Here is a 25,775-nt window from a genome sequence, read left to right as displayed (position 1 = left end):
CAGCTCGGACCCACGCGACTGGCGACGAGCGCTCTACTCCCGTCCCTCGCGCACGCCCGCCAGGATGCGGCGGCGCAGCGGGACGGTCGCCTCGGAGGCGCGATCACGTTCTGGGAATCCACACAGGCCCCAAGCAAGAAAGAGCACACGTCTGGTCAGCATCCGATCACTCTGGAGGCTACAGAAGAGCATGGGGGCAAATACTAGGACCATAAATTACCAACACTCCAAACGCGAAATTACGCACAACAGAGCGAAAAGCGTGGAAGCCAGACGGGAAACGCATACACTTGAGGAAAGACATGACCTAGAGAGAGGGGGTCAGATGATGACGGATCAGAACAAGGTGTTCACGATTGCAGAGCGAATCCTGGCCACCGATCCTTCTTGTGACAAGATGAAGCTACACAAGCTCCTGTACTACGTACAGGGGTGGTCGCAGGCTTGGACGGGTCGCCCGCTGTTCCAAGAGGCTCCTGAAGCATGGAAGTTCGGCCCTGTCTACAAAAGCGTGTATGCAGCGCAGAACAGTGGGACTCTGCACTCTCACCCCACGAGCACAGCTTCGCTGACCAAGGCAGAGATCGCAGTGATCGATGCCGTCGTGAGCGCGTACAAGACAAGCAGCTCGCGGAGTCTTGCAGAACGAACTCACCAAGAGGAACCATGGATCGAGGCACGTGCCGGACTCCCTAGTAGTGCTCCTTCATCTGCGCAGATGTCCCTGCAGACGATGATGCGGTACTTCTCCACTGCCTCCGGACCCGAGCGTCCCCAGGCCCTGGATTGTGATTTTCAGCCGGTTTCTCGCAGTTTCATGGACAGTGAGAATCAACGCTGGGCTGGCCTGTTGGCCCGTCTTGGATCGTGACCACCGATCCTAGCGACAAGCTGTTCGAGTTTGCGGTCTGCTACGCGCGCACCGAGTGTTCCGGTTCTTTGATCTCGGAACACAAGCTTCGGAGCGCGTGTGGCAGACCCTTTCAAACCTTCGATGGGTCCTTGCTGCATCCAACCGTCGTCAGTCAGGCTGCTGCTCTCTTAGAGGGAATCGTCTTAGCTCACGCGTTTGACGACGGGAACAAAAGAACCGGCTGGATGACCCTCATTTACTTCCTTGCTTGCCATCGACAAACCCTCCGGGGCATATCCGATGCAGAGGGCGAAGAAGTGGTGGTTTCCGTCGTCACTCACAATCTTCCCCTCGCGGACTTCGCAGGCTGGATCGCCCAGCACCTCGTACCGCTCACCGAATAGCCACAAGCAGTTCAAAACCGTCAATACTGACACGCGCAATCGTCCCGCAGCAAGCATCGGCTACTCGACACCAGCTCCATAAGTTGCCCCGGCCTCGTCGATAGGGGGCCGAGGCCGGGGCAACCTCGCAGCGCCTCGTGCAGACAGATCATCGCCTCGTCAAAGGTCTCCCACGCTCTACTCGCGTCCCTCGCGCACTCCCGCCAGGATGCGGCGGCGCAGCGGGACGGTCGCCTCGGAGGCGGCAACGATGAGGACCACACCCACGATCGCGGTGGCGAGCGCGACAAGGAACCCCTTGACGGCGCCCGCCGCGAGCATCGGCGACATAAACACCATGCCGAGCAGCATCGAGCCGACGATCATCACGGACGCGGGAATCGCGACCTCGAGGCGGCGGCTGCGGTCCATGAAGCCGCGCGGCGACCCCATGTAGGACAGGGCGCGCACCTGGTCGGCAGAGTCGAGGACGCGGATCGACTGGTTGACCGCGGTCGACACGGCGCCCAGTGCGAGGGTGATCGCGAAGGTGAGCAGCATGCCCCTGTTGATGTCGCCGATGACGATGCGCCCGACCTCGTCCGTAGAGTCCCCGCTCATCGAGATCGCGGAGGCGGCCGGGTACATGATGCCCACGAGGAACCCGACGAGGGCAACCGCCCCGAAGGAGCGCCACACGGCGCGCGGGTCGTCGGCCATGCGGCGCCCGGCCACCATCATCTGAGGGGTGCGCGAAGCCCGAGCCATGATGCGGCCCATGAGGCTGATCGACCAGACGCCCACCAGGTTGACGATCAGGAAGATCGCGCCCATGAAGCCCATGAACACGGCCATGCCGATCGCGGTTCCCAGGTTCATCGCGAGGGTGCCGACGCTCAGCCAGAGGACGAGGAGGACCAGTCCGAGGACGGGGCCGACCGCGCTCACTCGGCCCGCCTGCGTTCGGCGCGCGACGCCCAGGGGCGTGATCGCGACTGTGCGCATGGCCAGCCACGAGGACAGGGAGGCCAGGAGGATCATGGCGAGCCCCTCGACGAGGAGGGCCACGACCCCCACCCACATCTCGCTGGCCCCCATCGGGCGTCCCTGGAAGGACAGGGCACCCCACGCGGGCAGTGTCACCGCGTACAGGATCGATCCGACGAGGACGCCGATGGCCGCGAACACGCAGGTTTCGAGGATGCAGGCAAGCTTCGTCTTTCCCGGCGCGAGGCCGACGAGGCGCAGGACCGCGAGGTCGCGCTCACGCCTGCTCATGCCCAGGCGCGCGGCCGCGGCCCCCATCGAGATGATGGGAACGATCAGCAGGGTGGCCGCGAAGTACGCAAGCATCACGTAGAAGGACGCCATCCCGTCGAGGCTTGAGGGGTCGTCGGCCGTGGCGGACGTGGCAGCCACGGCTGCACGCGCCCCGAAGGCCATGACGCCGCCCGTGACCGCGAGCAGGAACGCGTGCGGCAGGGCAAAGGCAGCGACCGTGAGGACACTCGTCGCCCGGTCGCGCGACCGCAGGAGCGCTCCGGCGGCTGTGCGCACGGCGCTCATCGGGCCACCCCCTGGCTGGGGGTTCCACTGCCTCGGGCCTCGAGGGAGATGCGGCCGTCGCGCACGTGGATCGTGTGCGGCAGGCGCGCGGCGACGGCTGGGTCGTGGGTGACGAGGACGAGGGATGCGCCGGTGGAGGCGCAGGCGCTCGTCAGGAGGGACATGACCTCGCCGCCGGTTGCCTGGTCGAGGGCGCCCGTGGGCTCATCCGCGAAGATCACCGAAGGATTGGTGGCGAGCGCGCGCCCGATCGCGACGCGCTGGGCCTGGCCGCCCGAGAGCTGGCCGGGGCGGTAGGGGCCGGCGCCGTCGAGGCCGAGGTTCGTCAGGATCTCGCGTGCGCGAGCGATGGCCTGCGACTTGGGCGTGCCCGCGAGCATGAGGGGCATCGCGATGTTCTCCTGCGTGGGCAGCTCGGGCAGGAGCTGGCCGTCCTGGAACACGAAGCCGAAGCGGCGCAGGCGCAGGTCGGAGAGCACCCGCTCCGACATGGTCGTCATCTCCTCGCCGTCGAGCATGATTGACCCGGAGCTGGGGCGCAGCACGCCCGCCAGGCAGTGCAGGAGCGTGGTCTTACCGGAGCCCGAGGGACCCATGATCGCCACCTGCGTGCCCTGCGGGAGGGTCAGGTCGACGCCTGCCAGGGCATGGACGGGCGTGTTCCCACGCATGTATGTCTTCGTCAGTGCTCGGGTCACCAGACCCGCCGTGTCGTGTGTCATGTGTGAACGATAGGCCCGCAGCCCCGCGCGTTTCTATGGGGGTCCGCCCTGGTCACCCCCTGGCTCATCCCCGACATCGACGCCGCAGTTGCTACGTTTGACGCATGAACCGCGCCCTGGATCCACTCGCCGCCCAGCTGCTGCTACGCGCCTACGCGCGGGCCACGAACATGCTCATCGCGGGGCGCTCCTTCGCGACGGACGACCCGACGCTCGCCGCCCTGCTGCGCGCCTTCGGCGCCCACGTGCGCCCGCTGTCGGACGCCGAGGGGACCCCGGCCTCGCCCCCGGTCGTCTTCTCGCTCGAGGAGGACGCGGCCCCGAGGCCCGGGGCGATCACGGTCCTGGCGCCCGGCGGCGTCTTCCGCGCCGTCGTCGCCCCCGACGGGCGCACCATCACGGGCCCCGGCGACGAGGAGCGCATCGAGTGGGCGCGCGCCCACATGCCGGTCACCGAGGCGGCGGCACGCGCCCTGGCTCCCCTGGTGGCGGGCCGAAGCGTGGGGCTCTCCCTCGTCCTGGAACCGAAAACAGCGGCACTGGCTCTCATGCTCTCCGAGGCCGGGGCGCGCGTGAGCGTCTTCGGCTGGGCGTCCGAGACCCGCGAGGACGTCGCGGCCCGCCTGCGCGACGCCGGCATCCCCGTCTTCGCGGACTCGGCAGCCTCCCGCGAGCGCGAGTGGGAGCTCGCGCGCGAGTTTTTGGCTCAGCGCAGCGAATTCCTCCTGGATGACGGCTCCCACCTGATCCGCCTGGCGCACGACACGGAAGACTGCCCGGGCGTCCTGGACGCGCTGGTCGGCGCGGCGGAGGAGACCACCTCGGGGCTGCGCCCCCTGCGTTCTTTCGACCTGCGCATTCCGGTTATGGCCTCGAACGACGCGCGGTCCAAGACCCTGTTCGACAACGCCTACGGGACGGGCCAGTCGTGCTGGACGACGATCCTCGACCTGATCGACCCGCGCGGCGTGGGCGCGCCCGTGGCGGGGATGAGCGTCGTCGTCATCGGCTACGGCGACGTGGGGCGGGGCTGCGCACGCTTCGGCGCGGCGCTCGGCGCGGCCGTGACCGTCGTGGAGCTGGACCCCGTGCGCGCCCTGCAGGCGTCGATGGACGGGTTCGCCGTGGCCTCGCTTCAGGAGGCAGCTGCGAGCGCCGGCATGTTGATCTCCGCGACGGGCGAGCGCTCGACGATCCCGCTGAGCGCACTGGAGGCGGCGCCGGGTGGCGCGATCGTCACAGTCGCCGGCGGGGTCGACGGGGAGGTGTCCATCGACGAGGCAGTGGCCGTCTCCTGGGTCATGGCCGAGTCGGGCGATCCCCACGTGCAGACCCTGACGAGCCCCTCGGGTAAGACCCTGCGCGTCCTTGAGCGCGGGGAGGGCATCAACTACACGGCGGGCGAGGGAAACCCCATCGAGATCATGGACATGAGCTTCGGCGTGCAGCTGGCATCCCTGCGCGAGCTCCTCACCCGCGAAGGCGAGCTGGCCCCCGGCCTGCACGACCTGCCGCGCGAGGCCGACGACGCGGTGGCCGCGGCGGCGCTGGCCGCCCTGTCCCTGGCGTAGTCGCAGCTCACGCCACCCGCGGGCGGTCGCCCCCGCCCCGCTTCTACACTGATAGTCAGCGTTCCCCACTGAAAGGTCCCCGATGAGCGACGTGGTCGTCTGGTCCGCCGGCATGGTCATCCCGATCACCGCCCCCTCGATTCTCGACGGCGCTGTCGCCGTGCGCGACGGGCGCATCGAGCACGTAGGGGCGCGCGGCTGGGTCATCAACACGCTCTCGCAGCGCGGCCTTTCCTTCACGGAACGCCACTGTGACGGCGTGCTGCTTCCCGGCCTCGTCAATGCGCACACGCACCTGCAGTACACGGGCATGGCGTCCGTGGGCGCGGGGCAGTATCGGGGTTTCGACGACTGGGCGCGCGCCTTCGACGAGGTCTACGACGCGGGCGGCCTGGACTGGGCAGGGGACGCGGCCGCGGGCGCGCGCCTGCTCCTGGAGGGCGGCACGACCGCCGCCGCCGACGTGGTGACGGACGCGGCCGCGGCCTCGGCGCTGCACGACGCGGGCCTGCACGGCGTCGCCTACTGGGAGGTCATGGGCTGGTCGAACGAGGAGTGGCGGGCACGCGGTGAGCGCGAGGTCTCCGCTTCTCTGGACGCGATGCCGACCCCTCCGGCCGTGGGCATCTCCCCGCACGCCCCCTACTCCCTCGACGCCGAGCCGCTCCTGGATTTGCCGGACATGGCCAGGCGCCGCGGCATGCGCATCCACATTCACCTGGGCGAGTCCCACTCCGAGGCCGAATGGTCCGAGACGCGCACGACCGCCCTGGCCGACCTGTGGAAGAGCGAGCACTCCTCGTCGTTCACGGCGATGCGCTCGCGCGGGGGTGGCTTCTCGTCGACGCAGTTCGTCGATCAGCTGGGCGTCCTCGGGCCCGACTGCCACGTCGCGCACGGCGTGTACATGCGCGCCGACGACCGCCGGCGACTGCGCGCCCGCCAGACGGCAGTGGCGCTGTGCCCGCGCTCGAATCGCGTGATCGGCCTGGACGCGCCGCCCGTCGGCGCCTACCTCGCAGAGGGCAACATGATCGCGGTGGGCACGGACTCCCTGTCCTCCTCCCCGTCCCTCGACCTGCTCGAGGACGTCGCCCTCCTCTTCGACCTGGCGCGATCTCAGGGCTACGAGGATCAGGACCTGGCGCGCCGCCTCCTGCAGGCCGCGACCCTGGGCGGTGCCACCGCGATGGGCCTGGCGACCGGCCCTGACCGCCTGGGTCAGCTCCAGTCGGGCGCAGTCGCCGACATGTGCGTCGTCGACGTGCCCGTCACCTCGATCGTGGAGACCATCGACACCGTCGCCCGCCACGGCGCAGGTCGCGTCGTCGAAACCGTCGTGTCCGGGCGCGTGCGCTACTCGGCCTCGCGCTGACTCCTTCGTTTCCCCCTTTCGCTCAGCCTCCCTTTCCCTTCGTTTGGAGTGTCACATGACCGACGTGTCCCCGCTGATTGACGCCATGGGCCTCGCGCCCCACCCCGAGGGCGGGCACTACCGCCGCACGTGGACCGCGCCCACCCGCGTGGACACGCCGCGCGGGAGCCGCCACAGTGCCTCCGCGATCATCTTCCTCCTCGAGTGCGACGAGGAGGCCCGCTGGCACCTCGTCCACTCCGACGAGCTGTGGATCTGGTCGGGGCCCGGTGCCCTCGAGGTGCACCTGGGAGGCAGAGGGGACGCGCCCGACGCCGACCCGCGCATCGTCACGCTGGGTTCTCCGGACGGCGCGCAGGCCTCCGATCCGACGAACCCCGTGCAGGTCCTCGTGAGGGCCGGTACCTGGCAGCGCACCTTCGCCCGCGGCGACTACGCGCTGGCCACCTGCGTCGTCTCCCCCGAGTTCACCTTCGACGACTGGACGCTCGCCGAGGGGGCCTAAGCCCGACGGCACAATGTTCCAGGGCTCGGACGCACAGGGAGCGATCGCGCCGCTGAGTACCTTGAACGCGCGGGCGCCACGTTTCCAGCATAAGGTGAGACCATCCGCTCGACTAAGACGAGCGGCTCGTTCCAAGGAGGAAACATGGGTCTGGACGATCTGAAGAAGCAGGCTGAAGAGGGCCTCGAGAAGGCCAAGGACAAGGCGAGCGAGGCCGCCGAGACCGCCAAGGACAAGGCGAGCGAGGCCGCCGAGACCGCCAAGGACAAGGCGAGCGAAGCCGTCGAGGCCGCCAAGGACAAGGCGACCGAGGTCGTCTCCGATCTGAAGGATAAGTTCCAGAAGTGACGTGATGGGAGGGCCGGGCCCGTGTGGCCCGGCCCTTTCGCATGCCCGCGCGGCACTGTGTCCCATCCCCCATCCCCTGATACCCCAACGATTCCAGCGTTTTCCCAGCCCAGGCCTCGTTCCATTGTTTCGTGCATCGAAACGACGCCAGCGCATCCGTCGGCGTGCCTATACGCTCATCGAGTCAGACCCGCCCTCACCGGCGGATTTCCTCACGTCACCGGGAGGCCCCATGCGCCGCTCTGTCCGTTCCCTCGCTGCCGTCGCCGCCGTCGCGGCCCTCGGCCTGGCCGCCTGCACGGGCGGCACGAGCTCCTCTTCTTCCTCCGACGCCGAGCAGACCTACGGCCCCGGCGCCCTGCCGACCGTGACGGACGGTAAGCTCACCGTCGCCACCTCCGACCCCGCCTACTCGCCGTGGATCCTGGACAACGACCCGGCCTCGGGCGAAGGCTACGAGTCGGCCGTCATCTACGCGCTGGCCGAGGAACTCGGCTACAGCGCCGACAACGTCCAGTGGGTGCGCGCCACCTTCGACTCGTCGATCACCCCCGGCGCGAAGGACTGGGACCTGAACATTCAGCAGTTCTCCATCACCGACGAGCGCAAGAACGCCGTCGACTTCACCTCCCCCTACTACACGACCACCTCGGCGATCATCACCAAGGCCGGCTCCCCTGCCGCCAGTGCGACATCCATTGCGGACCTCAAGGACGTCCTCATCGGCGTCCAAGCCGGCACGACGTCGCAGCAGTTCGCCTCCGATCACCTGGAGGCCGGACTGACCCAGAAGCTGCAGATCTTCAACTCCTCCGACGACACGGTCCTGGCCCTGCAAACGGGCCGCGTGGACGCGATCGTTGTCGACCTGCCGACCGCCTTCTACATGGTCTCCGCGCAGATCGATGACGGCGTCATCATCGGCCAGTTCGACGACACGACGGGCGGCGAGGAGTACGGCATCGTCCTGCCCAAGGGCTCCAAGCTGACCCCCACGGTCTCCGCCGCGGTCGATCGCCTGGCCTCGTCCGGCAAGCTCGCCGAGCTGCAGGAGAAGTGGCTGAACGAGGCACAGAACGTGCCCACCCTCAAGTGAGGCCTCATTCATGAGTGACTACTCGAATGACGCGCTGGCCACGCCTCCCGTTTCGTCGGTGGAGCGTGGCCGTCGCGCTTATCGGCGCAAGCAGACGGTCCGGTCTATTCTCATCTCCCTGGCCTCCACGGTCGTGGTCGCCGGAGTCCTCATCGCCGTGGTCGTCAACTCCGACGGGTGGGAGGCCACCCGCAACACCTTCTTCAACGGCAAGTACTTCGTCGAGGCTTTCCCCCAGGTCCTGTCCGGCCTGTGGCTCAACATCCGGATCCTGGCGATCGCGGTGCTCGGCGTCGCGGTGTTCGCGACCCTCCTGGCGGCCGCGCGCACGCTGGCCGGTCCCGTGTTCTTCCCGATCCGTTTCCTGGCGGCGGCATACACGGACATTTTCCGTGGCGTCCCCTTCCTGGTCGTCCTCTACCTGATCGGCTTCGGCATCCCCGCGCTCAACCCGACGACGCGCATCCCGACCGCGTTCCTGGGCACGGTCGCGCTGATCCTCACGTACTCCTCATACGTCGCCGAGGTGCTGCGCGCCGGCCTGGACTCGGTGCACCCCTCCCAGCGTTACGCGGCCCGCTCGCTGGGCCTGTCCCACGGGCAGACGCTGCGCATGATCATCGTTCCGCAGGCGATCCGCAAGGTCACGCCCGCCCTGATGAACGACTTCATTTCGATGCAGAAGGACGTCGGCCTGATCTCGGTCCTGGGCGCGGTCGACGCGATCCGCTCGGCCCAGATGGTGCAGGCCAAGACCTACAACATGACCTCCTACGTGGTTGCCGGCCTGCTGTTCATCGTCTTGTCGTTCCCCTTCATTCGCCTGTCGGACTGGTACACGGCCCGGCTGCGTAAGCGCGAGCAGATGGGAGGTGCCGTCTGATGTCGGTCCCCACGATGAACGAGGCCTCCCCCGCCTCGGACAACACGATCCCGGTCCTGAGCGCCGTCGGCGTCGTCAAGCGCTTCGGCGACAACGTCGTCCTGCGCGGCCTGGACCTGGACGTCGCCGCGCACGAGGTCGTGGTCCTCTTGGGCGCGTCGGGCTCGGGTAAGTCGACGCTGCTGCGCTGCGCAAACCTGCTGGAGCGGGTGGACGACGGCCAGATCTTCCTGTCTGGCGTGGACATCACGGATCCGCGCGCGAACGCGGATCAGATCCGCGCGCGCATCGGCGTGGTGTTCCAGCACTACAACCTGTTCCCGCACATGTCTGTGCTGGACAACGTGACGCTGGCGGCCCGCAAGGTGCACGGCTGGGAGAAGGACCGCGCGCGCGAGCGCGGCATGGAGCTGTTGGAGCGCATCGGCTTGAAGGACAAGGCGAAGGAGTACCCGGATCGCCTGTCGGGCGGCCAGCAGCAGCGCGTGGCGATCGCACGCGCGCTCGCCACGAACCCGGAGCTTCTCCTGCTGGACGAGATCACGGCCGCGCTGGACCCGGTGCTCGTCGGCGAGGTCTTGGATCTCGTGCGCGAGATCAAGGCTCAGGGCTCGACCATTCTCATGGCGACGCACGAGATCAGCTTCGCTCGACAGGCAGCCGACCGAGTCGTGTTCCTGCGCGGCGGCCAGATCGTCGAGCAGGGCCCGCCCGAGCAGGTCATCGACAACCCGCGCGAGCAGGCAACCCGGGACTTCCTGGCGCGAATCCTGCACTGACGGGCAGACGGGGCGACTGCGAGCTGGCCTCATCTCTGCGCGACCAAAGCACTAGCTAGCGCGCTAACGTGCAACGCCTTGACAGCATATAACGGCTTTTCCGAGTTGAGTGTGGGTGAGCGGGCGGTGGCCGGGGTTGCGGGTAGGGGGTGAGGTCCTTGATGATGAGTGGACTTGCACCCCCGTGATCTTCCAGGAGGTCGGATGGTGTCTCACCGCTATCTGCTACCGCTCTGCTTCGCGGCAGGGCTGTGATCGTTGCGCCCTGCCCGTCGGCCAGGAGGGATTCACCTGATCGTGGTCGCTCGGCATGAGTGTGGTCTTGTACTCGATAGAGAGCCCTGCGATCGTCTAACTGGCTGCCTCGAATGCGTGACGTTCACGCACGGGCAAGTGGTGGCCGCACTGTTACTTCTTCCGACGCAGCGCCACCACCAGGGCACCGGTGCCGACCAAGAGGAGGACGGCGATGGCGGCGCCGATACCGATGAGCAGGCCCGTGGAAGAGGACTCGCCCGTCTCGGACCGGTCGCCCGATGCGGCGGCCGAGGAAGCAGCGCCGGTGGCCGGGTCGGTCGTGGGCGCGGGGGTGATGGTGAAGGGGTTGACGGGCGGGTTCAGCTCGGCGAAGGGACCGACGGTGCCATTAAGGTACCCGGTGAAGTAGTCCTCGGCGTCACCCTCCATGAGCGGGTCATCGGTCGTGGGCATCGTGGCCCCATCATCAACATCCCACACGCAAGTGGACTTGTGGGCGATGCCTAACAGCTTGTTGAGATCTTCTCTCGAGGGGCTCGCGTTACAGTGAGCGTTGTTTATGCTCGTGACGTCGAAGTCAAGGCGCTCGAAATAAACGTCGTCAAAAGAAGTGGCGATCTGGTTGAGGTAGGCCATTGGCGGGCGCACCTGCATGTGCCCCGACTCATCCAGGGAATAAAAAGCATGACGTGCCTCACCCAGGTAGTACGCGTCGATCTGACAATCGTCGTATTTTACAGCGGCCTCCACCACGTAGTCGGGACCGGTGCCAGACCAGAACGTGGACACCAACTCCTGGCACTCCTGCTCGGTCAGGTTCCACCCGTTACCCCACTCTGAGAACACCAGCTTCAGCCTGGCGGCGGGCGTGATCTCCCCCTCTCGCCCCGGAACAATATCCTGACCGAAATCGAAGAAGGCGGTCATGTGGATGGTGCGCCCCGGGAACAGCGGCGTGGTGGGCGGCGCCGTGGGCGGGGTGGAGGGCACCGGAACAGGGCCATCATCGGCCTGAGCGGGCAGAGCCACCCCCGCCACGCAACACGCGACCGCAACCGCGCACGCCACCCACCGGGCCACGCGCCGACCCACATCCGTCATCACCATCATTCTTAGTCCCCTCCCCTTTGCTGTCGATTGGATGCTCTACTCACCGAGCCGCCGGGCTAGTACCGGTACCTTTTCAACCTAGCTAAGTTCGACGGGGTCGGGTGCTTGTCGAACTCGTCGAGGGCGGCCTGTTTGGCCTTCGAGATATACACCGCTTGAATCTTCGCGGCCTCCCCATCCAACCAGCTCTTAGCAGCGTCCTCATCCTTCTCCAGCATACCCAGCGCTTCGTTGATCTTGTTAGCGAATGCTTCGGCGTTGTCCGCCATTGCTCGCAGGGCTGCGACCTCTTCGATGAGGTACTGCTTGTACTTGGCGGCGAATGCCTGGGGGCCGGATTCCGCGCTCCACTTCCCTTCGGTCTGCAAGCCGATGTTCAGCTCCAGCTGATTGGCTGCGTCCCGTAGTTTCGGGGCCGTCTCTTCGCGGAGGGTCTTCTCCCAGCCCTGCCACTTCTCCTGGATGACCTGCATCTGACCGCTCACTATGACCACTCCTCTGAGTTGACGTGCCACTGTCAGCCTACCAGATGGCAGGCGGCGCTGGAAAGCCTCAACAACATGCGCACAGGGCCAGCACGAGACTCTCGACGACCGCGGATGGACAAGTCCGCTCACCACCAAGGACCACATCCTCGACCAACACCCGGTCACCCACACTCAACTCGGAAGAGCCCGTCTTCGTGACAACGCAGGAACCCGAAACGCTCGGCTTCTACGCCCTGGCGATGGGAGCAGTGCAGCGCAGCAAACTCCCAGATGCCCTCAAACCCGGTCGACGCCCGGACCCATGTCCCATTCTTCTCCTTGCACGTCTTGCCGTCGATCAGCGCGCGCAGGGAAACGGCATCGGCGCAGCCCTGCTCAAAGACGCACTCTTTCGAGCCTACAAGCTCAGTAATGAGGTGGGATTCGCCGCCCTCCTGGTCCACTGTGCCAACGACCACGTGCGCGAGTTCTACCTCAGCCAGTCCTCACACTTTGTTCCCTGCCCGGAGGCAGACAACCACCTCATGCTGCCACTGCGCGCTATGCAGGAGTTCATCGACGCTCTGTGAGATGCCCGATCGGGCACCAATACGGGAGGGCCCGGGATCGCTACGATCCCGGGCCCTTTCTTGCGGTTGATTCAGTTGGCGCCCTCGGTGACGGTCACCTTGAAGTCGGTGGTGATGCCGTCCTTGTCGGTGATGGTCACGGTCACGGGCTTCGCGTCCTCGGCGGTGACATGCAGCGGGTGCAGGGTGATGACGTTCTTGTCGGGCTTGCCCACGGACAGGGTCGCGGGGTCGGAGACCTCGACCTTGTAGTCCGAGGCCTTGTCGGACTCGGGCAGCGTGACCTTCAGGTCGCGCTTCTCGGGGACCTTGACGCCCTGGTCGCCGACCTCAGCGATCGTGGTTTCGACGGTCTTCACGTCACTGGGGGTCACGTAGTTGGCGCCGGTGTTGGAGCAGCCGGTCAGGGCGGCGACACCGAGGCCGAGCGCGAGCACTGCAGAAAGGATGGAACGCTTGTTCATAAGCACAATACTAAGCATCCATCCTCATCGATACGCATCACAAGGCCTGTTTTGGAACGATGTCACAACATCTCGCGTCACAGGGACCAGACGAGCGCCCCCGACTCCGCGTCCGCCCAGAACGAGCTCGCCAGGCGCGCCCACTGGCGCGGGTACTGCAGCTGGGCACTGTGCGCGCCCCCACGAATAATGCTCTCGCGCGCACCCAGGTCCGAGGCCTCCTCGGCGTACCAGGCGGGCGGCCAGATCTCATCCTGGTCCCCGTACAGCACGTGCACGGGGACGCCGGTGGCCGCAAGCGCGGGGGTGTCGGGGCGCAGCTGGGAGAGGATACGGGCGATGCCGACCAGGTTTTCCGAGGCCGTGTCCAGGGCGCGAATACGTTGGAATTCCGCCCATCCGACGCCGGGCTCGTCGAAGTTCATGTCCGGGAAGTAGGTGCGCAGCACCCGCTGCCGCGCGCCGGGGCCCGTGGGCAGGGGGTCGAGGATGGGCATGGTGTTCATCCAGTCGTAGACGGCGCGACCCGAGCAGAACAGTGTGACGGAGGCGAAGAGGTCGGGGCGGGCGACGACGGCTGCCCGCGCGACGATGCCGCCGAAGGAGTGGCCCACGAGGTGCACGCGTCCCGTGGTCCCGGCCCAGGCCTCGGCGATGGCGATGAGGTCGCCGACGAAGTCGCTCATCCCGTAGGCCCCCAGGCCGGCGGGCGCGGCGGACCCGCCCTGGCCTCGTTGCGAGTAGGCGAGCGTGTCCCAGCCCGCCTCCCCGAGGAAGGGCAGGACGGGGGCGTAGTCTTCCTTGGAGCCCGTGTAGCCGGGGACGAGGAGCGCGCGGTTCTCCCCCGCGGCGCCCGGGGCCGAGGTGGCAGAGATCGCGGGGGTTCCGTCGACGAGGCTGGGGGCGCTCGGGCCGGTCAGCAGGCCGCTGAGCTCGCCGGCCGGGGAGGGGACGGCGACGGGCGTGACGTTTGCTGCCAGCGCAAAAGGACCGAAAGGGTCTATTCGTTTCACACCCCTAATCGTAGAATGAACGCATGACAAACGAGACGATTGCGAGCCAGCTCGCCCACCGCACGATCCGCGCCTACAAGGACCAGCCCCTGACCGAGGAGGAGGTCACCACGCTCATGGAGGTGGCCCGCCACACGGCCACCTCCTCGTTCCTGCAGTCCTGCACGGTCCTGCACATCACCGATCCGACGGTGCGCGAGGCGATCGGCGCCGCGTCCGGCCAGCCCTACGTGGGTGGCACGAAGGGCGACCTGTTCATCTTCGTCGCCGACCTGTACCGCAACAGCCGTATCCGCGCCGAGCAGGGTGTCTCCTCGGAGGCCCTGGGGTCGATCAACCTGTTCCTCACGGCGCTCGAGGACGCGCTGCTGGCCGCGCAGAACGTGGTCGTGGCCGCCGAGTCGATGGGCCTGGGCACCGTGTACCTCGGCTCGATCCTCGCCGATCCGCGCCCGGTCGTGAAGGTGCTTCAGCTTCCCGAACTCACGTTCCCGGTTCTCGGCCTGCTCGTGGGCCACCCGGACCAGGAGCCGGGCCAGAAGCCGCGCATACCCCTGTCTGTGATGACCGCACAGAACACGTATCCGCGCGTCGAGTCCTACTCGGAGACGCTGGCCGACTACGACCGTGAGGTCACCGAGTACTACGACCTGCGCTCGGGCTCGCGCCTCGAGTCTTTCTCTCATCTGGTCGCCACGAACATCGGCGTGGGTGGCGCGCACGTTTCCCCCATCATGGAGGTCCTTCACGAGCAGGGCCTGTGCCTGCGCTGATTCTCCCTGAGTGACGAGGCCGTGGCCTCCCCTCGTGGTCGCCTGACCGCCCGGGGGCCACGGCCTCGTCGCATGACCGGCCCACCGCGCGCTTACAATGAGCGCATGGCTGAGCTTGGTTTTTCCACCTACGTGTTTATCGAGCGCATCGCGGCGAACGCGGCCGCGCTGCATCCCTTCCCCGAGCACAACGTGGCGCTCGTGCGGGACGCGTTGGCCGACGCGGGCTTCGACATCACGCTGCTCGGTCCGGATGCTCCGAGGGTCGGCGAGGGCGTGTACTTCCAGTCTGAGCCTTTCGGCGACGAGGTCATCGGGCTTCTCGCGGACGCCCTGACCCTGCGCGGCATCGGCGCCTACGGGTACGCGCTGGTGGATTCGTCGTTGGGCGGCGAGCTGGCCGACATCGCCCTGTTTATGCGCGTGGGAGACGTGTTCCCGCGCCACGGGCGCCGAATCCTCATGACCCGCATGTACATTCAGCGCACCCCCACGGGGGCGGGCAACAAGGCCGTCACCTGGGCGTTCGGCTCCCCCGCCGACCTGGAGGAGGCAAACCGGCTGTTGTCGGAGAGGTTCGACACCGAGCCAGTCACGGACCCGCGCGGCATGGCCGCCATCGAGATCCGACACCCGGAATTCGCGGCGGGCACCGCGGAGCCGATGGTCCTCCTCGACGACATCTTCCAGGTGCTGGGAGCCGCAGGCTTCGAGGGCATCACAATGTGCAACGACCCGGGCCAGCAGGCCAACGGCTGACACACTAGCGGTCGCCCGCCGCCCCACCACTCGTCGTCGCATGAAGATTTGGAGAAAATCATGGACATTGTCCCGATCTACACACTAATCGCATTGGTCGTGACCGCTATCGCTGGCTACAGGTCCGCAGACGCCTACGTGACAGTGCGCGCCTACCTGGGTCAGCGGCCATCCACCTACACCTACGATCACCTCAACCAGCTGGCCCGGCAAGCGCTGGCTGAGGCGCACGGCGATCACAAGGCCGCCGCCCGCGCGCTACACCGCAAGGTCCAACTCCCCAAGCGTTCGATCGACACCCTCATCTCCCTCCAGGGGTAACGCCATGCACATCTCCGTCGAGGTGATGATCCAGCTCATGATCATCATCCTGCTTCCCTTCTTTATCCTCGCCTACTGGCTCGGCCTCAAGCTCATTCGACAGAGGCGGACCCGCATGATCCTGGCCGAGCAGCGCTTCCAGGCCATGCAGGAGTACGGCTACGACCTCGCCCGCATCCGGCAAGCCAACCCCCTACTGATGGCGCACATCCGAAAGCTTGCAGCAAGCAAGGGAATCCACGCCGCCATCACCTACGCCACCGAGCTCACGCCCCTCCCCGAAGACATCGTGCAAGTCCTCGTCCGCAGCGAAGCGTGCGCGCTCGGCATCCACCAGGATCAGCAGCCCCAGCCGCTACAGCAGCCCCACCCCCAGCCCACGCCCCGCTAGCGGGCACCCACTGCACCCGGCCACGGCCTCGTGGCACAACCAACGACAAGGACGGCCATGCCCTTCCTTGCGGCAATGCACCGCTCCCACGGAACGCTTGTCAAACACGAATGCGCGAGCACTTCCCAACCCAGGATCACTCAAGGTACACTGACCTTATGAAAAGTAACCTCAATCTCAATCCCGAGATGCTCACAGCATATGGACGAGCGAAGCAGCTTGAACGCGCCTACGAGAAAGCCTTTTCCCTTCTGCCAGAAACTCGCTCATATTCTGATGAAACGAACTCCGTCGTCGTCGTCCTCACCACACCAGCGACGGTCGCTCAGATCCTTCTGGACCAGGACTGGAGAGACTATATCTCAGACGAGCAACTCGGTACTGTCATCTCCCAAACCGTGGCAAACGGCTTTACCGACATGTATATGGAAACAGCACAGTACCTCGATAAACAGGAAATATCCTCCGAACCAATCGAGGAAGCCGAAATCGAGGATATGCTCGCACGAAAGAAAGATGAGCTGCTGGCCGCTGCCAATTACACTCTCCCACCACGCGACAACGAAGTCTTCTTTTCGGCGATTGACGAAACACTGAGCCAGGCAGACAGGCTACTAAAGAAACTGTCAGGCCCCGAAGACGCAATGACGGAATGCGAAGCTGACGAACATCGTCACATCGTTGTACGAGGGTACGGAACGCTACATCCGGAATTCATTCTCGATGCTAACTGGATTTCCAATGCCCCAACAGCGACAATTTTAGCTAAACTCGACAGCCTACTCCGGAAGGCACAACGAACAGCAGGACAACAACCTTCATCGAATCCTCACACCAATAACCCAGAAGACTTGGCCATTCAGGCAATTGCAGCAATCAACCGCATGAAGGAGCAAATCTGATGCCAGCACCGCTTACCGTCACTATCGATCACATTGAAAAAGAGGCGACCTTGTGGGAGGATCAACAGGCACCAATGAACCAGTGCGCCGCGACGATTGCAGCATCCTCACTCACCGACCAGAACTTCGCGATTCCCGGAACCGCGCCCTTCTGGACGGAATACAAGAAGATTCAAGATCTCCTGCAAGATCTCACCAGTTCAGCAAGTAAGGAATTTCAAGAAATCGCCAGCGCGCTGCACACTAATGCGAGAGCATACGCAGCAAACGAGGCAGCGTCCACTGAGCACATTGAGGGAGGATACTAATGTCACGCACTGAATCAATCAATAAGATTATCTCCGATCTTGAGGACTCCAAGCGAAAGCTAAGCGAATTACGCGAGACTGTCAAATCTATCATCCAGAAAGCTCACGATTTTCTCGGGGACCCACTATTCGACTACTTCTTCAATCAACTTAATCATGCAGTAGACATCACCTATATTGCCATACGCTTGGCGATAGAAATCATAGAGCAACTATTAAAGCAAGTCAGATGTGTAGTACAGTTTTTTGATTTGAATACAGTATGGCGCACCCAGATCGCAAAGGGCTTCAGCGACATCCACGGCAATCTGTCACCAGGCAATTCGCACGTTAATGGCGGGGTTTGGACTGGCGAAGCTGCTTCAAACTACAAGGAATGTGTCACCAATCAATCGACTGCAGTCTCTCAGCTTTCCAGTGCTTCGACCAAGATAGCGGACTCTCTCATCAATACTGGCAGAGCGCACGTGACTTTCTTTCTTACTGCGACTGCAGCTGTTGTCGATGTCGTCGTATGGATCATTGGCGCTGTTACAGCTGCACCCCCCACAGGAGGCCTGTCCCTTCTAGCCATCATAGGAAAGGTTCTAGCGGTCTCCTTGCTTATCGCTACTCTTATTGGCGTCCTCGTTACCTTTGTGTTCGCCATGATCGGATCTCTTGATTCTATCTATGATGCAAGCACATTCGGCAACGCGAGCGTTTTCCCAACCAATGCACAGAATGAACCGTCATGGCCAGATGGAAGTCCAGCATATTAGCATTCATCTTGGTCCCGCTCGACTGCTCCTGAACTTCATCTCGGAGTGGCAATCTCTCGACATTCGTGAAGAGCGTTTCGCACAAGGGCCGCCACGCCCTCCCTCGTCGGAGAACGTGGCGGCCCTGTGTCTGCGCCGTTCAGCGGATCGCCTCCATGACGCGCACGCCATCAAGCACGCTCACGTAGGGCAGGGGGTCCACGCCGACCTCCAGGACGTACTCGGTGAGCTGGTCGCGCACGGCGGCTCGCAGCTCCTCAGGGTCCCACGGCTTGCCGATGTAATAGTCCAAGCCCGCCTGGTTGAGGGCGCGAATCGTGTCGGACTGGTCGGCCTGGCCGGTGACCAGCACCGTGCGGGTCGCACCGAAACGCTCGTCCTGCATGAGCTCCACGAGGAAGTCCACGCCCGACTTTCCAGGCAGGCGGTGGTCCGACAAAACCAGGGCCAGCTCGTCCCCATCCTCGACGATCTCGCCGATCACGGCCCACGCGTCGTCGACGTCCTCGGCGACCTCGAGCCGGATCTTGTCCCAGAACTGCTCCAAATCGCGTTCGAGCGCGTCGCGCACGTCAGCTTCGTCCTCGAGGGACAGGATTGTCAGGGTCATGATTCCTCCTCCTGTGGTTGAGTGGGCAACGAGATCCGCATCGAAGTGGACCCCGGGTGAGAGCTGATCACGAGGGTTCCCCCGTGGTCGGCGATAATGGATCGGACGATGGACATGCCCATGCCCAGCCCGAATCGGACGCGCCCAGCCTTCGTGGTGAAGTGGGGCTCCATGATCTTGTCGACGATTCCCGGATCGATGCCCGGCCCGTTGTCGCACACGGTGACGACAACCCCCTCGGGCGTGGGGCGCACGGTGATGCGGATGAGGGCCTCGGCCTCGCCGCGCGCGGGCAGCTCGGGCACGCCCCCCGTGCTCTCCGCCGCCGCGACCAGGTCCGCGTTCTCATCCTCAATGGCCTCGGCGGCGTTCACGATCAGGTTCGTCCACACCTGCTGCAGCTTCGCCGGATGCGCGAGCACCAGCGGCACGTCCTCGTAGTCGCACTCGATGCGAATGCCCCGCACCCTGTGGGCGGTCAGCCTCAACACGTCGTCGATGCCCTCGCGCACGTCCACGGGCTTCAGATCCTCCGCGTCGGGGCGCGCGTACCCCTTCAAGGACTGAGTCAGCTCAATGACGCGATCACCCGCGGCGAGCACCGAACGCAGCGAGCCGCCCAGGCGCGCCCCCGCCTCGTAGGCGTCAATGCCTCCCGGGATCTGCGCGAGCGCACGCGCGCCATCCGCCCCCTGAACCCCCGCGCGCACGAGCCGACGCGCGAGCGTGCGGTCGCCGACCACGGGCAAAAGCTCCTTCATGAGGGCGCGCTCGACCGACGTGGAGCGCGGCGGCGCGGTGAGGGCACGGGCCATCGCCTCCCTCGACGAGGCCGTGGCCGGGGCCGCGAGCGCCGCATCGACATCCTCGTGCAAGTGCTTGGCGGCGCGCACGAGCGCGGTCACCGGATTGTTGAGCTCGTGGGCGATACCGGCGCTCAGTTCGCCGAGCATCGCGAAACGGGCGCGTTCGACCAGCTCGGCGCGGGTGGCGCGCAGGTCCTCGAGCGTGGCGGCCAGAGCCTCCTTCTGGGCCTCGAGATCCTCGGCGAGCATCGCGTTCTCCAGGTGCAGATCCTCAGCGCGCATGAGGCGGCGCGTCAGCGAACGAATCGCGAGGGCCGTCAGCGTCGAGCCGATCGACGGATCCTCAGAGATGACGATCTGAAGCTGCTCGGTGGTCAGGCGCACAACGGTCGCCTCCGTCTCCGTCTCGCCCGTGAAGAAGGCGTCTTCCGCGCGGGCCAACGACACGAGGCCGATCAGCGGGCCCGACGTGGCCAAGTGCGCCAGAACCTCGCCGCGCGAGGAATCCCGATGCAGCGACACCTGCCCGTCGAGCACCAGATAGACGGCGCCCACCGGCTCCCCCTGCGTCACCAGCTGCGTGCCCTCAGGGACGATGAGGCGCGGCCTCTGACCAAGCACCCGCTCGACGCCGGCGAGGAGCTCCATGACGACCTCGCGCTCGTCGCGATCCAGGCCCTCCAAGAGCGGCCCCTGCACCGCGAACGGCGGCGGATCCGCGATGAGCGCGCGGATCTGCCGATCCGAATAGCCGCACCCGCGCAGGTAGCGCACCATCGTCGAATAGGCCTGTCCGGCCAGCAGCGGCACCGTCCACGGCGCCTTCAACACCGAGGACAGGGCACCCGACTCCGTGCAGCGAGTCAAGTCGCGATGCTCGGCCGCGTCCGTGACAACCACCCACTGGATGCGCTCCATCACCGGGATAGCGGCCGCGCGATCGATCAGCGCGTCAATGTTGGAGACCTCCGACGTCACGAGCCCCATGAGCACGTGATCACCGGGGCGCAGGCTCGCCTCGTATGCGGCCAGGTCCTCGACACCATCCACCCGATCCAAGCACAGGCCCGGGAACGCGTGCGAGAGATCCCTGGTCACAGGAGCCGCGATATGCCGCGAATCGTCTCCGACGACCAGCATGTGAATCGGATACCCCTCGCGGTGTCCCGCGCTGCGCACGTCCGTTCGCGCAAGCACCGAGGCGTCCTCCGCCGCGGGCCCCCGCGTCCACCCGTGGGCCAGCCCCGGCCTCGCGCTGTGAGCGCCCGAGCCGGCCACGGCCTCGTTCACGGACACGTCACATCACCCCGATGAATCCCCACGTCAGCGGCGCGACGAACGCCAGGAGGATGATGCCCACGACGCCCACCACGATGCCGACGATCGCCATCTCGCGGGTCGGCGTGGTGCCCGTCGAGTACGCGATCGCGTTCGGCGGGGTCGAGATCGGCAGGCACATGCCCAGCGAGCAGCCCAGGGCAATGACGATGGCGATTTCGGCGGCGCTCGTGGACACCGTGGCCGCCAAGCCCATGCCCATCGGGATCAGCAGGTTCGCCGACGCCGAGTGCGAGATAACGTTCGAGGTCACCCAACCCACGAGGGCCAGCACGAAGATCAGGAGGACGCCGGGGATCGAGGCCCACTGAATCGAGCCGAGCATCCACTTGTCGAGGCCGGTGGCAGACACGCCCGAACCCAGCGCGATACCGCCCGCGACCAGCCACAGGACCGGCCAGTCCAGGGCACGCAGGTCATCCCCGCTCATCACCTTCGTCATCAGGAGGACCACGACCGGCAGGAAGCCCACGACGTTGGATGAAATGTGGTGCAGCGACTCAGTCATCCACAGGAGGATCGTCGCTCCCGCGACCGAGTAGAAGATGATCGCGCTGCGCGACTTCTCGAAGCGCGCCGACGTGTCAATGTTGAACGTCGCGTCGGAGGGGATGTAGCGCCACGCGATGAACGCCCACGACAGGGCCAGGAGCACCAGCATGAGCGGGACGGCCGCGAGCATCCACTGCAGGAAGGTGACCGTCACGCCCGCGTTCTCCAGCGCGCCCAGGGCGATCGCGTTCGGGGGCGTACCGACGGGGGTGCCCATGCCGCCGACGTTGGCGGCCACGGGGATCGACAGGGCGATGCCGGTGCGCGCCTTGCCCTCGGGCAGGGCCATGATGACGGGCATCATGACGGCGAACATCGTCGCCGTGGTCGCCGTGTTCGACATGAACATACTCATAATCGCGGTGATCAGCATGACGCCCATGACCGTCAGGCGCGGCTTGCCCATGAAGGGCTTGAGGAGGACCGCCGACAGGGCGCGGTCCAGCTTGTACTTCGCGGCGCCGTCCGCGACCATGAAGCCGCCCAAGAACAGGATGATCACCGGGTTGGCCAAGGCCCCGAAGAACTTCGTGTACGCCGGGGCTCCCTCACCCACGCTCAGCAGCGCGTGGTCCGAGATGAAGAGGACCTCCAGGAAAATGACGAGGACCGCCGTGCCCGCCAGGGGCACCGCCTCCGTCACCCACAGCAGGATCGCCGCCAGGAAAATACCGAACATGCGGGTGCCTGACACATCCAGTCCCGGCAGCTGAATAAACAGGGACGCCACGATGCAGGCAAGCGCACCAATGGCGCCGAAAGCCTTGACCGGACTTACCTTCTGCTTTTTCTTGGAGAAATCTGCCGGCCGGGTGGACATATTCTGAGCGGAGCGCGGGTTGATTGACACCGCGCCCTTGGAGCGTCGAGCCATTACGAAGAGACCTCGTCGTCTTGCGTGGATACTGTCCAATTAGTGTAGGCCAGCACACACAAAAAGTGAAACCGGGCGAGCGGAGTGGGCGCGACTGCTCGCCCCGGCTTGACGCCGCCACCGTCAACAGGTCTGCGTCCCGTCAGGCTCATACACTCAGTCACGCTTGTGACAGCTCAACACCGCGACAATCATGCAGCTATGTTCCCGCCGCCCCGCGCACAGGCCCAGGTCTCACGCCCCGCGCACGGGCCCCACTCGCGGTGCCGTGACCCCCTACTCGGCCACGGCCTCGTCGATGTCGTAGCCGTCGGGAGGACGCCCGGATGCGCCGGCTCCCACCCGAGCGCGGGGGCCACATACTCGGCGAAGTTGCGGATGATCGACCAGTTCTCCTCGAATCCCAGCTGGTTGGGGATCGTCAGCAGGAGGGTGTCGGCCTCCGCAAGGGCGCGATCCTGGCTCAGCTGCTTGATGAGCGTCGAGGGCGGTGTGGCCGTCGGCGATCAGGTCCAGGGCTGCGGCCTCCTCGGCGAGATAGAGGGGGTTCTCGTAGCGCATGTCTGAGTTATGGCGTTGGACGGAACACCTATTGCTTGCGGGCACGCGCAGCCCGCAGTCCGTTGGCGATGACGACGACTTCGGCGACCTCGTGCACGAGGACGACCGCTGCCAGGCCGAGCACGCCGGTGATCGCCAGCGGCAGCAGCACAGTGATGATCGCCAAGGACAGAACTATGTTCTGGTTGATGATCCTGCCGCCGCGGCGGGCGTGGCGCAGAGCCTGCGGGATGAGGCCGAGGTCGTGGCCGGTGAAGGCGACGTCGGCGGACTCGATCGCGGCGTCGGAGCCGGTCGCGCCCATCGCGATGCCCACGGTCGCCCCGGCCAGGGCGGGCGCGTCGTTGATGCCGTCGCCGATCATCGCGGTCGGCGACGTCTCCGAGAACCCGGCGACGATGCGAGCCTTGTCCTCGGGACGCAGCTCGGCGTGCACGTCGCCGATCCCGGCCAGCTTCGCCAGCGCAGCAGCGGTGCGGGAGTTGTCGCCGGTGAGCATGCTCACCTCGACGCTCTGGTCGCGCAGGGTCCGCACGACCTCGGGGACCTCGGGGCGCAGCTCGTCGCGGACGCCGATCGCCCCGGCCAGGAAGCCGTCGACGGTGACGAGCACGCAGGTCTGCCCCTCGGCCTCCAGGTCCTCGACCCGAGCCTTGAGCGGACCGGCGTCGATCCAGCGCGGACTGCCCACCGCCACCCTGCGGCCGTCGACCAGGCCACCGATGCCGTGCCCGGCCTCCTCGGCCACGTCCTGCGCGGCGGGGGTTCCCCGGCCCGCGGCGGCGATGGCGGCGGCGAGTGGGTGCGTCGAGTGCTGCTCCACGGCGGCAGCCCAAGCAAGTACCTGCGCATCGTCGAACCCATGGGTGGCGACGATAGCGGTTACCTCGGGCCGGTTGCGGGTCAGAGTGCCGGTCTTGTCCACGGCCAGGTGCCGGATGCCGCCGAGGCGCTCGAAGGCGGCCCCGCTCTTGATGACGACGCCGAACTTGGTCGCCGCGCCGATCGCGGAGACCACGGTGACGGGCACCGCGATCGCCAGCGCGCAGGGGCTGGCCGCGACGAGGACGACCAGGGCGCGGGTGATCCAGGTCTCCGGGTCACCGAGCAGGGACCCGAGCACGCCGACGAGGACGGCGAGGATCATCACGCCGGGCACCAGCGGGCGGGCGATCCGGTCAGCGATCCGGGCTCGGTCGCCCTTCTCGGCCTGGGCCTGCTCTACCAGCTCCACGATCGTGGTCAGCGAGTTGTCGGTGCCCGCGGCGGTCGCCTCGACCTCCAGCACGCCGGCGCTGTTGATCGCGCCCGCCGACACCGCTTCTCCGGGCGCGACCTCGACCGGGATCGATTCACCGGTGATCGCCGAAGTGTCCAGGCTCGACCGGCCCGAGCGGACCAGCCCATCGGTCGCGACCCGCTCGCCAGGGCGGACCAGCAGCACGTCGCCGACGGCGATCTCCCTGGCCGGGACCGAGGCGGAGGTCCCGTCGCGCAGCACGGTCGCGGTCTCCGGCACGAGCTTCAGCAGCGCACGCAGCCCGCCGCGGGCGCGGTCCATCGCCTTGTCCTCCAGGGCCTCGGCGATCGAGAAGAGGAATGCCAGCGCGGCCGCCTCCTCGACGTAGCCGAGGATCACCGCGCCCACGGCGCTGATCGTCATCAGCAGCGCGATCCCGAGCTTGCGCTTCACAACGAGATTCCGGATCGCACCGGGCACGAACGTGTACGCGCCCAGCAGCAGGCCCGCCCAGAACGCGACCAGCGCCGCGATGTGCAGCCCTGACCACTCCAGCGCCAGGCCGGTGCCGAACGCGACGCCGGAGAGGATCGGCACGACCAGGCCGGGATCACGCCACCACGGGCGCTCTGCCTCCTCTGCCTCGTCCGCGGGGCTGGTCGTCGGCTCGTCGCAGCCGCAGGCGGCGCTCACGAGGCGTCCCCCGAACTGCTCGCGGCGCAGCAGCCCGGCACCGAGCAGGCCGGGTCGATGCACGGCGCGCTCTCGTCCACGGCGAGGGTCACATCGACCAGTGCCGTCAGCGCCGCGGCCAGGTGCGGGTCGGCGATCTCGTAGCGAGTCTGGCGGCCCTCGGGCTCGGCGACCACGATCCCGCAGTCGCGCAGGCAGGTCAGGTGGTTGGACACGTTCGAGCGGGTCAGTCCCAGCTCGCGCGAGAGCACCGCGGGGTGGCTCGGGCTGTCGAGCAGGGACATCAGGATGCGGGAGCGCGTCGGGTCGGCCATGGCCCGGCCGAGCCGGTTCATGACGTCGAGACGCGAAGCAATGGTCAGCATGCACTGAACTATACAGCAGCCGCTGACCTAATGTCCAGTTGTCGCGGCTGCCGCACGCGCTGCGCGCGCTTGCCCTCGGTAGGCGCGATCACCTCTTGCGCCAGCAGGGCAACTTCGGCATCCCGCGGCCCTTCCAGGTCTCCACGAGACCCGCAACCCAGCGGACGGACGCGAAGAGCCCGTAGCCGGCCCCGGCGAGGCCAGCGCCGACCACGAGCCACCGGCCGATGCCGAGCCACACGCTCCCGTCCACGTCCAGCACCCACTGAACACCCGTGGGACCACAAGCAACATGAGAAAATCGGTACGATGACACCGCCGCCACAATCAGGGAAAACGAAAACCGCAGACCCTCAAAGAATCTGCGGTTTCATCGTGCGCGAGGGGGGAGTTGAACCCCCACTCCATCACTGGAACACGGACCTGAACCGTGCGCGTCTGCCTATTCCGCCACTCGCGCGTACCCAGAAAGAATAGGGGCTTGCACGCCCCCGCGTCAAATCAGCACGCCATGACCCAGGACACACATTTGCCGATG

General features: G+C 66.2%; 29 protein-coding genes, 1 tRNA gene and 1 pseudogene. 17 read left to right on the top strand and 14 right to left on the bottom strand.

Annotated features, from left to right (window positions below):
* Positions 1 to 33: 33 nt before the first annotated feature.
* A complete protein-coding gene (locus QU663_RS00325) occupies positions 34 to 162 on the bottom strand; it encodes a hypothetical protein (RefSeq protein ID WP_269500913.1) in 129 nt (42 codons plus the stop codon).
* 163 nt (positions 163 to 325) lie between these two features.
* Between QU663_RS00325 and QU663_RS00320 the strand changes: the two genes are divergently transcribed.
* Together QU663_RS00320 and QU663_RS00315 are read left to right on the top strand one after the other, a co-directional pair.
* The gene (locus QU663_RS00320; protein WP_021611976.1) at positions 326 to 871 is read left to right on the top strand and encodes a Panacea domain-containing protein; all 546 of its coding nucleotides are present in this window, start codon (positions 326 to 328) and stop codon (positions 869 to 871) included.
* Positions 868 to 1,257 carry a type II toxin-antitoxin system death-on-curing family toxin gene (locus QU663_RS00315; RefSeq protein WP_021611977.1) on the top strand — a complete coding sequence of 130 codons (390 nt, stop codon included), beginning with the start codon at positions 868 to 870 and terminating at the stop codon, positions 1,255 to 1,257. Before QU663_RS00320 ends, QU663_RS00315 begins: the two co-directional genes overlap by 4 nt.
* 177 nt (positions 1,258 to 1,434) lie before the next feature.
* Here QU663_RS00315 and QU663_RS00310 read toward each other — a convergent pair whose 3' ends face one another.
* Both QU663_RS00310 and QU663_RS00305 read right to left on the bottom strand, forming a co-directional pair.
* Entirely contained in the window at positions 1,435 to 2,802 is a 1,368-nt protein-coding gene (locus tag QU663_RS00310) for an efflux ABC transporter permease (RefSeq protein ID WP_021611979.1), read from the bottom strand.
* Positions 2,799 to 3,524 (bottom strand): ABC transporter ATP-binding protein, encoded by a 726-nt coding sequence (locus tag QU663_RS00305; RefSeq protein WP_021611980.1) that lies wholly within the window; start codon positions 3,522 to 3,524, stop codon positions 2,799 to 2,801. Before QU663_RS00305 ends, QU663_RS00310 begins: the two co-directional genes overlap by 4 nt.
* 104 nt (positions 3,525 to 3,628) lie before the next feature.
* Here QU663_RS00305 and QU663_RS00300 point away from each other — a divergent pair, with 104 nt between their 5' ends.
* The 7 genes from QU663_RS00300 (at position 3,629) to QU663_RS00270 (ending at position 10,081) form a co-directional block, all read left to right on the top strand.
* Positions 3,629 to 5,095, top strand: coding sequence for an adenosylhomocysteinase (locus tag QU663_RS00300; protein ID WP_021611981.1), 1,467 nt, complete (start codon positions 3,629 to 3,631; stop codon positions 5,093 to 5,095).
* Positions 5,096 to 5,177: 82 nt separating this feature from the next.
* Positions 5,178 to 6,470, top strand: coding sequence for an amidohydrolase family protein (locus QU663_RS00295; protein ID WP_296490302.1), 1,293 nt, complete (start codon positions 5,178 to 5,180; stop codon positions 6,468 to 6,470).
* Positions 6,471 to 6,525: 55 nt separating this feature from the next.
* Entirely contained in the window at positions 6,526 to 6,975 is a 450-nt protein-coding gene (locus QU663_RS00290) for a cupin domain-containing protein (RefSeq protein WP_021611294.1), read from the top strand.
* A 144-nt stretch (positions 6,976 to 7,119) separates the two neighbouring features.
* A complete protein-coding gene (locus QU663_RS00285; RefSeq protein WP_304990604.1) occupies positions 7,120 to 7,323 on the top strand; it encodes a hypothetical protein in 204 nt (67 codons plus the stop codon).
* Positions 7,324 to 7,555: 232 nt separating this feature from the next.
* Positions 7,556 to 8,419: an ABC transporter substrate-binding protein gene (locus QU663_RS00280; RefSeq protein WP_021611292.1), complete on the top strand. Its 864-nt coding sequence runs from the start codon at positions 7,556 to 7,558 to the stop codon at positions 8,417 to 8,419.
* Between the two features lie 10 nt (positions 8,420 to 8,429).
* Positions 8,430 to 9,302 carry an amino acid ABC transporter permease gene (locus QU663_RS00275; protein WP_021611291.1) on the top strand — a complete coding sequence of 291 codons (873 nt, stop codon included), beginning with the start codon at positions 8,430 to 8,432 and terminating at the stop codon, positions 9,300 to 9,302.
* Positions 9,302 to 10,081 (top strand): amino acid ABC transporter ATP-binding protein, encoded by a 780-nt coding sequence (locus QU663_RS00270; RefSeq protein ID WP_021611290.1) that lies wholly within the window; start codon positions 9,302 to 9,304, stop codon positions 10,079 to 10,081. The genes QU663_RS00275 and QU663_RS00270 overlap by 1 nt, the downstream gene beginning before the upstream one ends.
* A gap of 408 nt (positions 10,082 to 10,489) precedes the next feature.
* Here QU663_RS00270 and QU663_RS00265 read toward each other — a convergent pair whose 3' ends face one another.
* Complete coding sequence (locus tag QU663_RS00265) at positions 10,490 to 11,449, bottom strand: hypothetical protein (RefSeq protein ID WP_304990602.1); 960 nt, start codon at positions 11,447 to 11,449, stop codon at positions 10,490 to 10,492.
* Positions 11,450 to 11,505: 56 nt separating this feature from the next.
* A complete protein-coding gene (locus QU663_RS00260) occupies positions 11,506 to 11,934 on the bottom strand; it encodes a hypothetical protein (protein WP_156912125.1) in 429 nt (142 codons plus the stop codon).
* 197 nt (positions 11,935 to 12,131) lie between these two features.
* Between QU663_RS00260 and QU663_RS00255 the strand changes: the two genes are divergently transcribed.
* Positions 12,132 to 12,506, top strand: coding sequence for a GNAT family N-acetyltransferase (locus QU663_RS00255; RefSeq protein WP_232210912.1), 375 nt, complete (start codon positions 12,132 to 12,134; stop codon positions 12,504 to 12,506).
* A gap of 71 nt (positions 12,507 to 12,577) precedes the next feature.
* Here QU663_RS00255 and QU663_RS00250 read toward each other — a convergent pair whose 3' ends face one another.
* Entirely contained in the window at positions 12,578 to 12,970 is a 393-nt protein-coding gene (locus QU663_RS00250; RefSeq protein ID WP_198010203.1) for a hypothetical protein, read from the bottom strand.
* A gap of 77 nt (positions 12,971 to 13,047) precedes the next feature.
* The gene (locus tag QU663_RS00245; protein ID WP_021611284.1) at positions 13,048 to 13,983 is read right to left on the bottom strand and encodes an alpha/beta fold hydrolase; all 936 of its coding nucleotides are present in this window, start codon (positions 13,981 to 13,983) and stop codon (positions 13,048 to 13,050) included.
* Positions 13,984 to 14,006: 23 nt separating this feature from the next.
* Here QU663_RS00245 and QU663_RS00240 point away from each other — a divergent pair, with 23 nt between their 5' ends.
* The 7 genes from QU663_RS00240 (at position 14,007) to QU663_RS00210 (ending at position 18,198) form a co-directional block, all read left to right on the top strand.
* Complete coding sequence (locus QU663_RS00240) at positions 14,007 to 14,756, top strand: NADPH-dependent oxidoreductase (RefSeq protein WP_021611283.1); 750 nt, start codon at positions 14,007 to 14,009, stop codon at positions 14,754 to 14,756.
* A gap of 105 nt (positions 14,757 to 14,861) precedes the next feature.
* Positions 14,862 to 15,515, top strand: a complete 654-nt coding sequence (locus QU663_RS00235) for a hypothetical protein (protein ID WP_021611282.1) — start codon at positions 14,862 to 14,864, stop codon at positions 15,513 to 15,515.
* A gap of 60 nt (positions 15,516 to 15,575) precedes the next feature.
* Complete coding sequence (locus QU663_RS00230) at positions 15,576 to 15,836, top strand: hypothetical protein (protein WP_021611281.1); 261 nt, start codon at positions 15,576 to 15,578, stop codon at positions 15,834 to 15,836.
* A 4-nt stretch (positions 15,837 to 15,840) separates the two neighbouring features.
* Entirely contained in the window at positions 15,841 to 16,227 is a 387-nt protein-coding gene (locus tag QU663_RS00225) for a hypothetical protein (protein WP_021611280.1), read from the top strand.
* A 158-nt stretch (positions 16,228 to 16,385) separates the two neighbouring features.
* The gene (locus tag QU663_RS00220; RefSeq protein ID WP_156912123.1) at positions 16,386 to 17,129 is read left to right on the top strand and encodes a hypothetical protein; all 744 of its coding nucleotides are present in this window, start codon (positions 16,386 to 16,388) and stop codon (positions 17,127 to 17,129) included.
* Entirely contained in the window at positions 17,129 to 17,437 is a 309-nt protein-coding gene (locus tag QU663_RS00215) for a hypothetical protein (protein ID WP_021611278.1), read from the top strand. The genes QU663_RS00220 and QU663_RS00215 overlap by 1 nt, the downstream gene beginning before the upstream one ends.
* Entirely contained in the window at positions 17,437 to 18,198 is a 762-nt protein-coding gene (locus tag QU663_RS00210) for a hypothetical protein (RefSeq protein ID WP_021611277.1), read from the top strand. Before QU663_RS00215 ends, QU663_RS00210 begins: the two co-directional genes overlap by 1 nt.
* Before the next feature lie 139 nt (positions 18,199 to 18,337).
* Here QU663_RS00210 and QU663_RS00205 read toward each other — a convergent pair whose 3' ends face one another.
* The 7 genes and pseudogenes from QU663_RS00205 to QU663_RS00175 form a co-directional block, all read right to left on the bottom strand.
* Entirely contained in the window at positions 18,338 to 18,808 is a 471-nt protein-coding gene (locus QU663_RS00205) for a response regulator (protein WP_021611276.1), read from the bottom strand.
* Positions 18,805 to 20,910, bottom strand: a complete 2,106-nt coding sequence (locus QU663_RS00200) for a sensor histidine kinase (protein ID WP_021611275.1) — start codon at positions 20,908 to 20,910, stop codon at positions 18,805 to 18,807. Before QU663_RS00200 ends, QU663_RS00205 begins: the two co-directional genes overlap by 4 nt.
* Position 20,911: 1 nt before the next feature.
* Complete coding sequence (locus QU663_RS00195) at positions 20,912 to 22,378, bottom strand: DASS family sodium-coupled anion symporter (RefSeq protein WP_198010202.1); 1,467 nt, start codon at positions 22,376 to 22,378, stop codon at positions 20,912 to 20,914.
* A 589-nt stretch (positions 22,379 to 22,967) separates the two neighbouring features.
* Positions 22,968 to 24,872: a cation-translocating P-type ATPase gene (locus QU663_RS00185; RefSeq protein ID WP_021611272.1), complete on the bottom strand. Its 1,905-nt coding sequence runs from the start codon at positions 24,870 to 24,872 to the stop codon at positions 22,968 to 22,970.
* A complete protein-coding gene (locus QU663_RS00180) occupies positions 24,869 to 25,237 on the bottom strand; it encodes a helix-turn-helix transcriptional regulator (protein ID WP_003780589.1) in 369 nt (122 codons plus the stop codon). The genes QU663_RS00185 and QU663_RS00180 overlap by 4 nt, the downstream gene beginning before the upstream one ends.
* 88 nt (positions 25,238 to 25,325) lie before the next feature.
* Positions 25,326 to 25,520: pseudogene (locus QU663_RS10605) on the bottom strand (hypothetical protein); the annotation flags it as partial.
* A 93-nt stretch (positions 25,521 to 25,613) separates the two neighbouring features.
* Positions 25,614 to 25,697, bottom strand: a tRNA-Leu gene (locus QU663_RS00175).
* Positions 25,698 to 25,775: the final 78 nt, after the last annotated feature.

It is taken from the genome of Schaalia sp. HMT-172, from assembly GCF_030644365.1.
Lineage (GTDB): Bacteria > Actinomycetota > Actinomycetes > Actinomycetales > Actinomycetaceae > Pauljensenia.
Note: the sequence above shows the minus strand (reverse complement) of the source record. Positions and strands in the feature narration are given on the sequence as shown.

Excerpts from the sequence above, each read along its gene's own strand:
- QU663_RS00325 (WP_269500913.1), bottom strand. The coding sequence starts at position 162 with ATGCTGACCAGACGTGTGCTCTTTCTTGCTTGGGGCCTGTGTGGATTC.
- QU663_RS00320 (WP_021611976.1), top strand. The coding sequence starts at position 326 with ATGATGACGGATCAGAACAAGGTGTTCACGATTGCAGAGCGAATCCTG.
- QU663_RS00310 (WP_021611979.1), bottom strand. The coding sequence starts at position 2,802 with ATGAGCGCCGTGCGCACAGCCGCCGGAGCGCTCCTGCGGTCGCGCGAC.
- QU663_RS00305 (WP_021611980.1), bottom strand. The coding sequence starts at position 3,524 with ATGACACACGACACGGCGGGTCTGGTGACCCGAGCACTGACGAAGACA.
- QU663_RS00300 (WP_021611981.1), top strand. The coding sequence starts at position 3,629 with ATGAACCGCGCCCTGGATCCACTCGCCGCCCAGCTGCTGCTACGCGCC.
- QU663_RS00295 (WP_296490302.1), top strand. The coding sequence starts at position 5,178 with ATGAGCGACGTGGTCGTCTGGTCCGCCGGCATGGTCATCCCGATCACC.
- QU663_RS00290 (WP_021611294.1), top strand. The coding sequence starts at position 6,526 with ATGACCGACGTGTCCCCGCTGATTGACGCCATGGGCCTCGCGCCCCAC.
- QU663_RS00285 (WP_304990604.1), top strand. The coding sequence starts at position 7,120 with ATGGGTCTGGACGATCTGAAGAAGCAGGCTGAAGAGGGCCTCGAGAAG.
- QU663_RS00280 (WP_021611292.1), top strand. The coding sequence starts at position 7,556 with ATGCGCCGCTCTGTCCGTTCCCTCGCTGCCGTCGCCGCCGTCGCGGCC.
- QU663_RS00275 (WP_021611291.1), top strand. The coding sequence starts at position 8,430 with ATGAGTGACTACTCGAATGACGCGCTGGCCACGCCTCCCGTTTCGTCG.
- QU663_RS00270 (WP_021611290.1), top strand. The coding sequence starts at position 9,302 with ATGTCGGTCCCCACGATGAACGAGGCCTCCCCCGCCTCGGACAACACG.
- QU663_RS00265 (WP_304990602.1), bottom strand. The coding sequence starts at position 11,449 with ATGATGGTGATGACGGATGTGGGTCGGCGCGTGGCCCGGTGGGTGGCG.
- QU663_RS00250 (WP_198010203.1), bottom strand. The coding sequence starts at position 12,970 with ATGAACAAGCGTTCCATCCTTTCTGCAGTGCTCGCGCTCGGCCTCGGT.
- QU663_RS00240 (WP_021611283.1), top strand. The coding sequence starts at position 14,007 with ATGACAAACGAGACGATTGCGAGCCAGCTCGCCCACCGCACGATCCGC.
- QU663_RS00235 (WP_021611282.1), top strand. The coding sequence starts at position 14,862 with ATGGCTGAGCTTGGTTTTTCCACCTACGTGTTTATCGAGCGCATCGCG.
- QU663_RS00230 (WP_021611281.1), top strand. The coding sequence starts at position 15,576 with ATGGACATTGTCCCGATCTACACACTAATCGCATTGGTCGTGACCGCT.
- QU663_RS00225 (WP_021611280.1), top strand. The coding sequence starts at position 15,841 with ATGCACATCTCCGTCGAGGTGATGATCCAGCTCATGATCATCATCCTG.
- QU663_RS00220 (WP_156912123.1), top strand. The coding sequence starts at position 16,386 with ATGAAAAGTAACCTCAATCTCAATCCCGAGATGCTCACAGCATATGGA.
- QU663_RS00215 (WP_021611278.1), top strand. The coding sequence starts at position 17,129 with ATGCCAGCACCGCTTACCGTCACTATCGATCACATTGAAAAAGAGGCG.
- QU663_RS00210 (WP_021611277.1), top strand. The coding sequence starts at position 17,437 with ATGTCACGCACTGAATCAATCAATAAGATTATCTCCGATCTTGAGGAC.
- QU663_RS00205 (WP_021611276.1), bottom strand. The coding sequence starts at position 18,808 with ATGACCCTGACAATCCTGTCCCTCGAGGACGAAGCTGACGTGCGCGAC.
- QU663_RS00195 (WP_198010202.1), bottom strand. The coding sequence starts at position 22,378 with ATGGCTCGACGCTCCAAGGGCGCGGTGTCAATCAACCCGCGCTCCGCT.
- QU663_RS00180 (WP_003780589.1), bottom strand. The coding sequence starts at position 25,237 with ATGCTGACCATTGCTTCGCGTCTCGACGTCATGAACCGGCTCGGCCGG.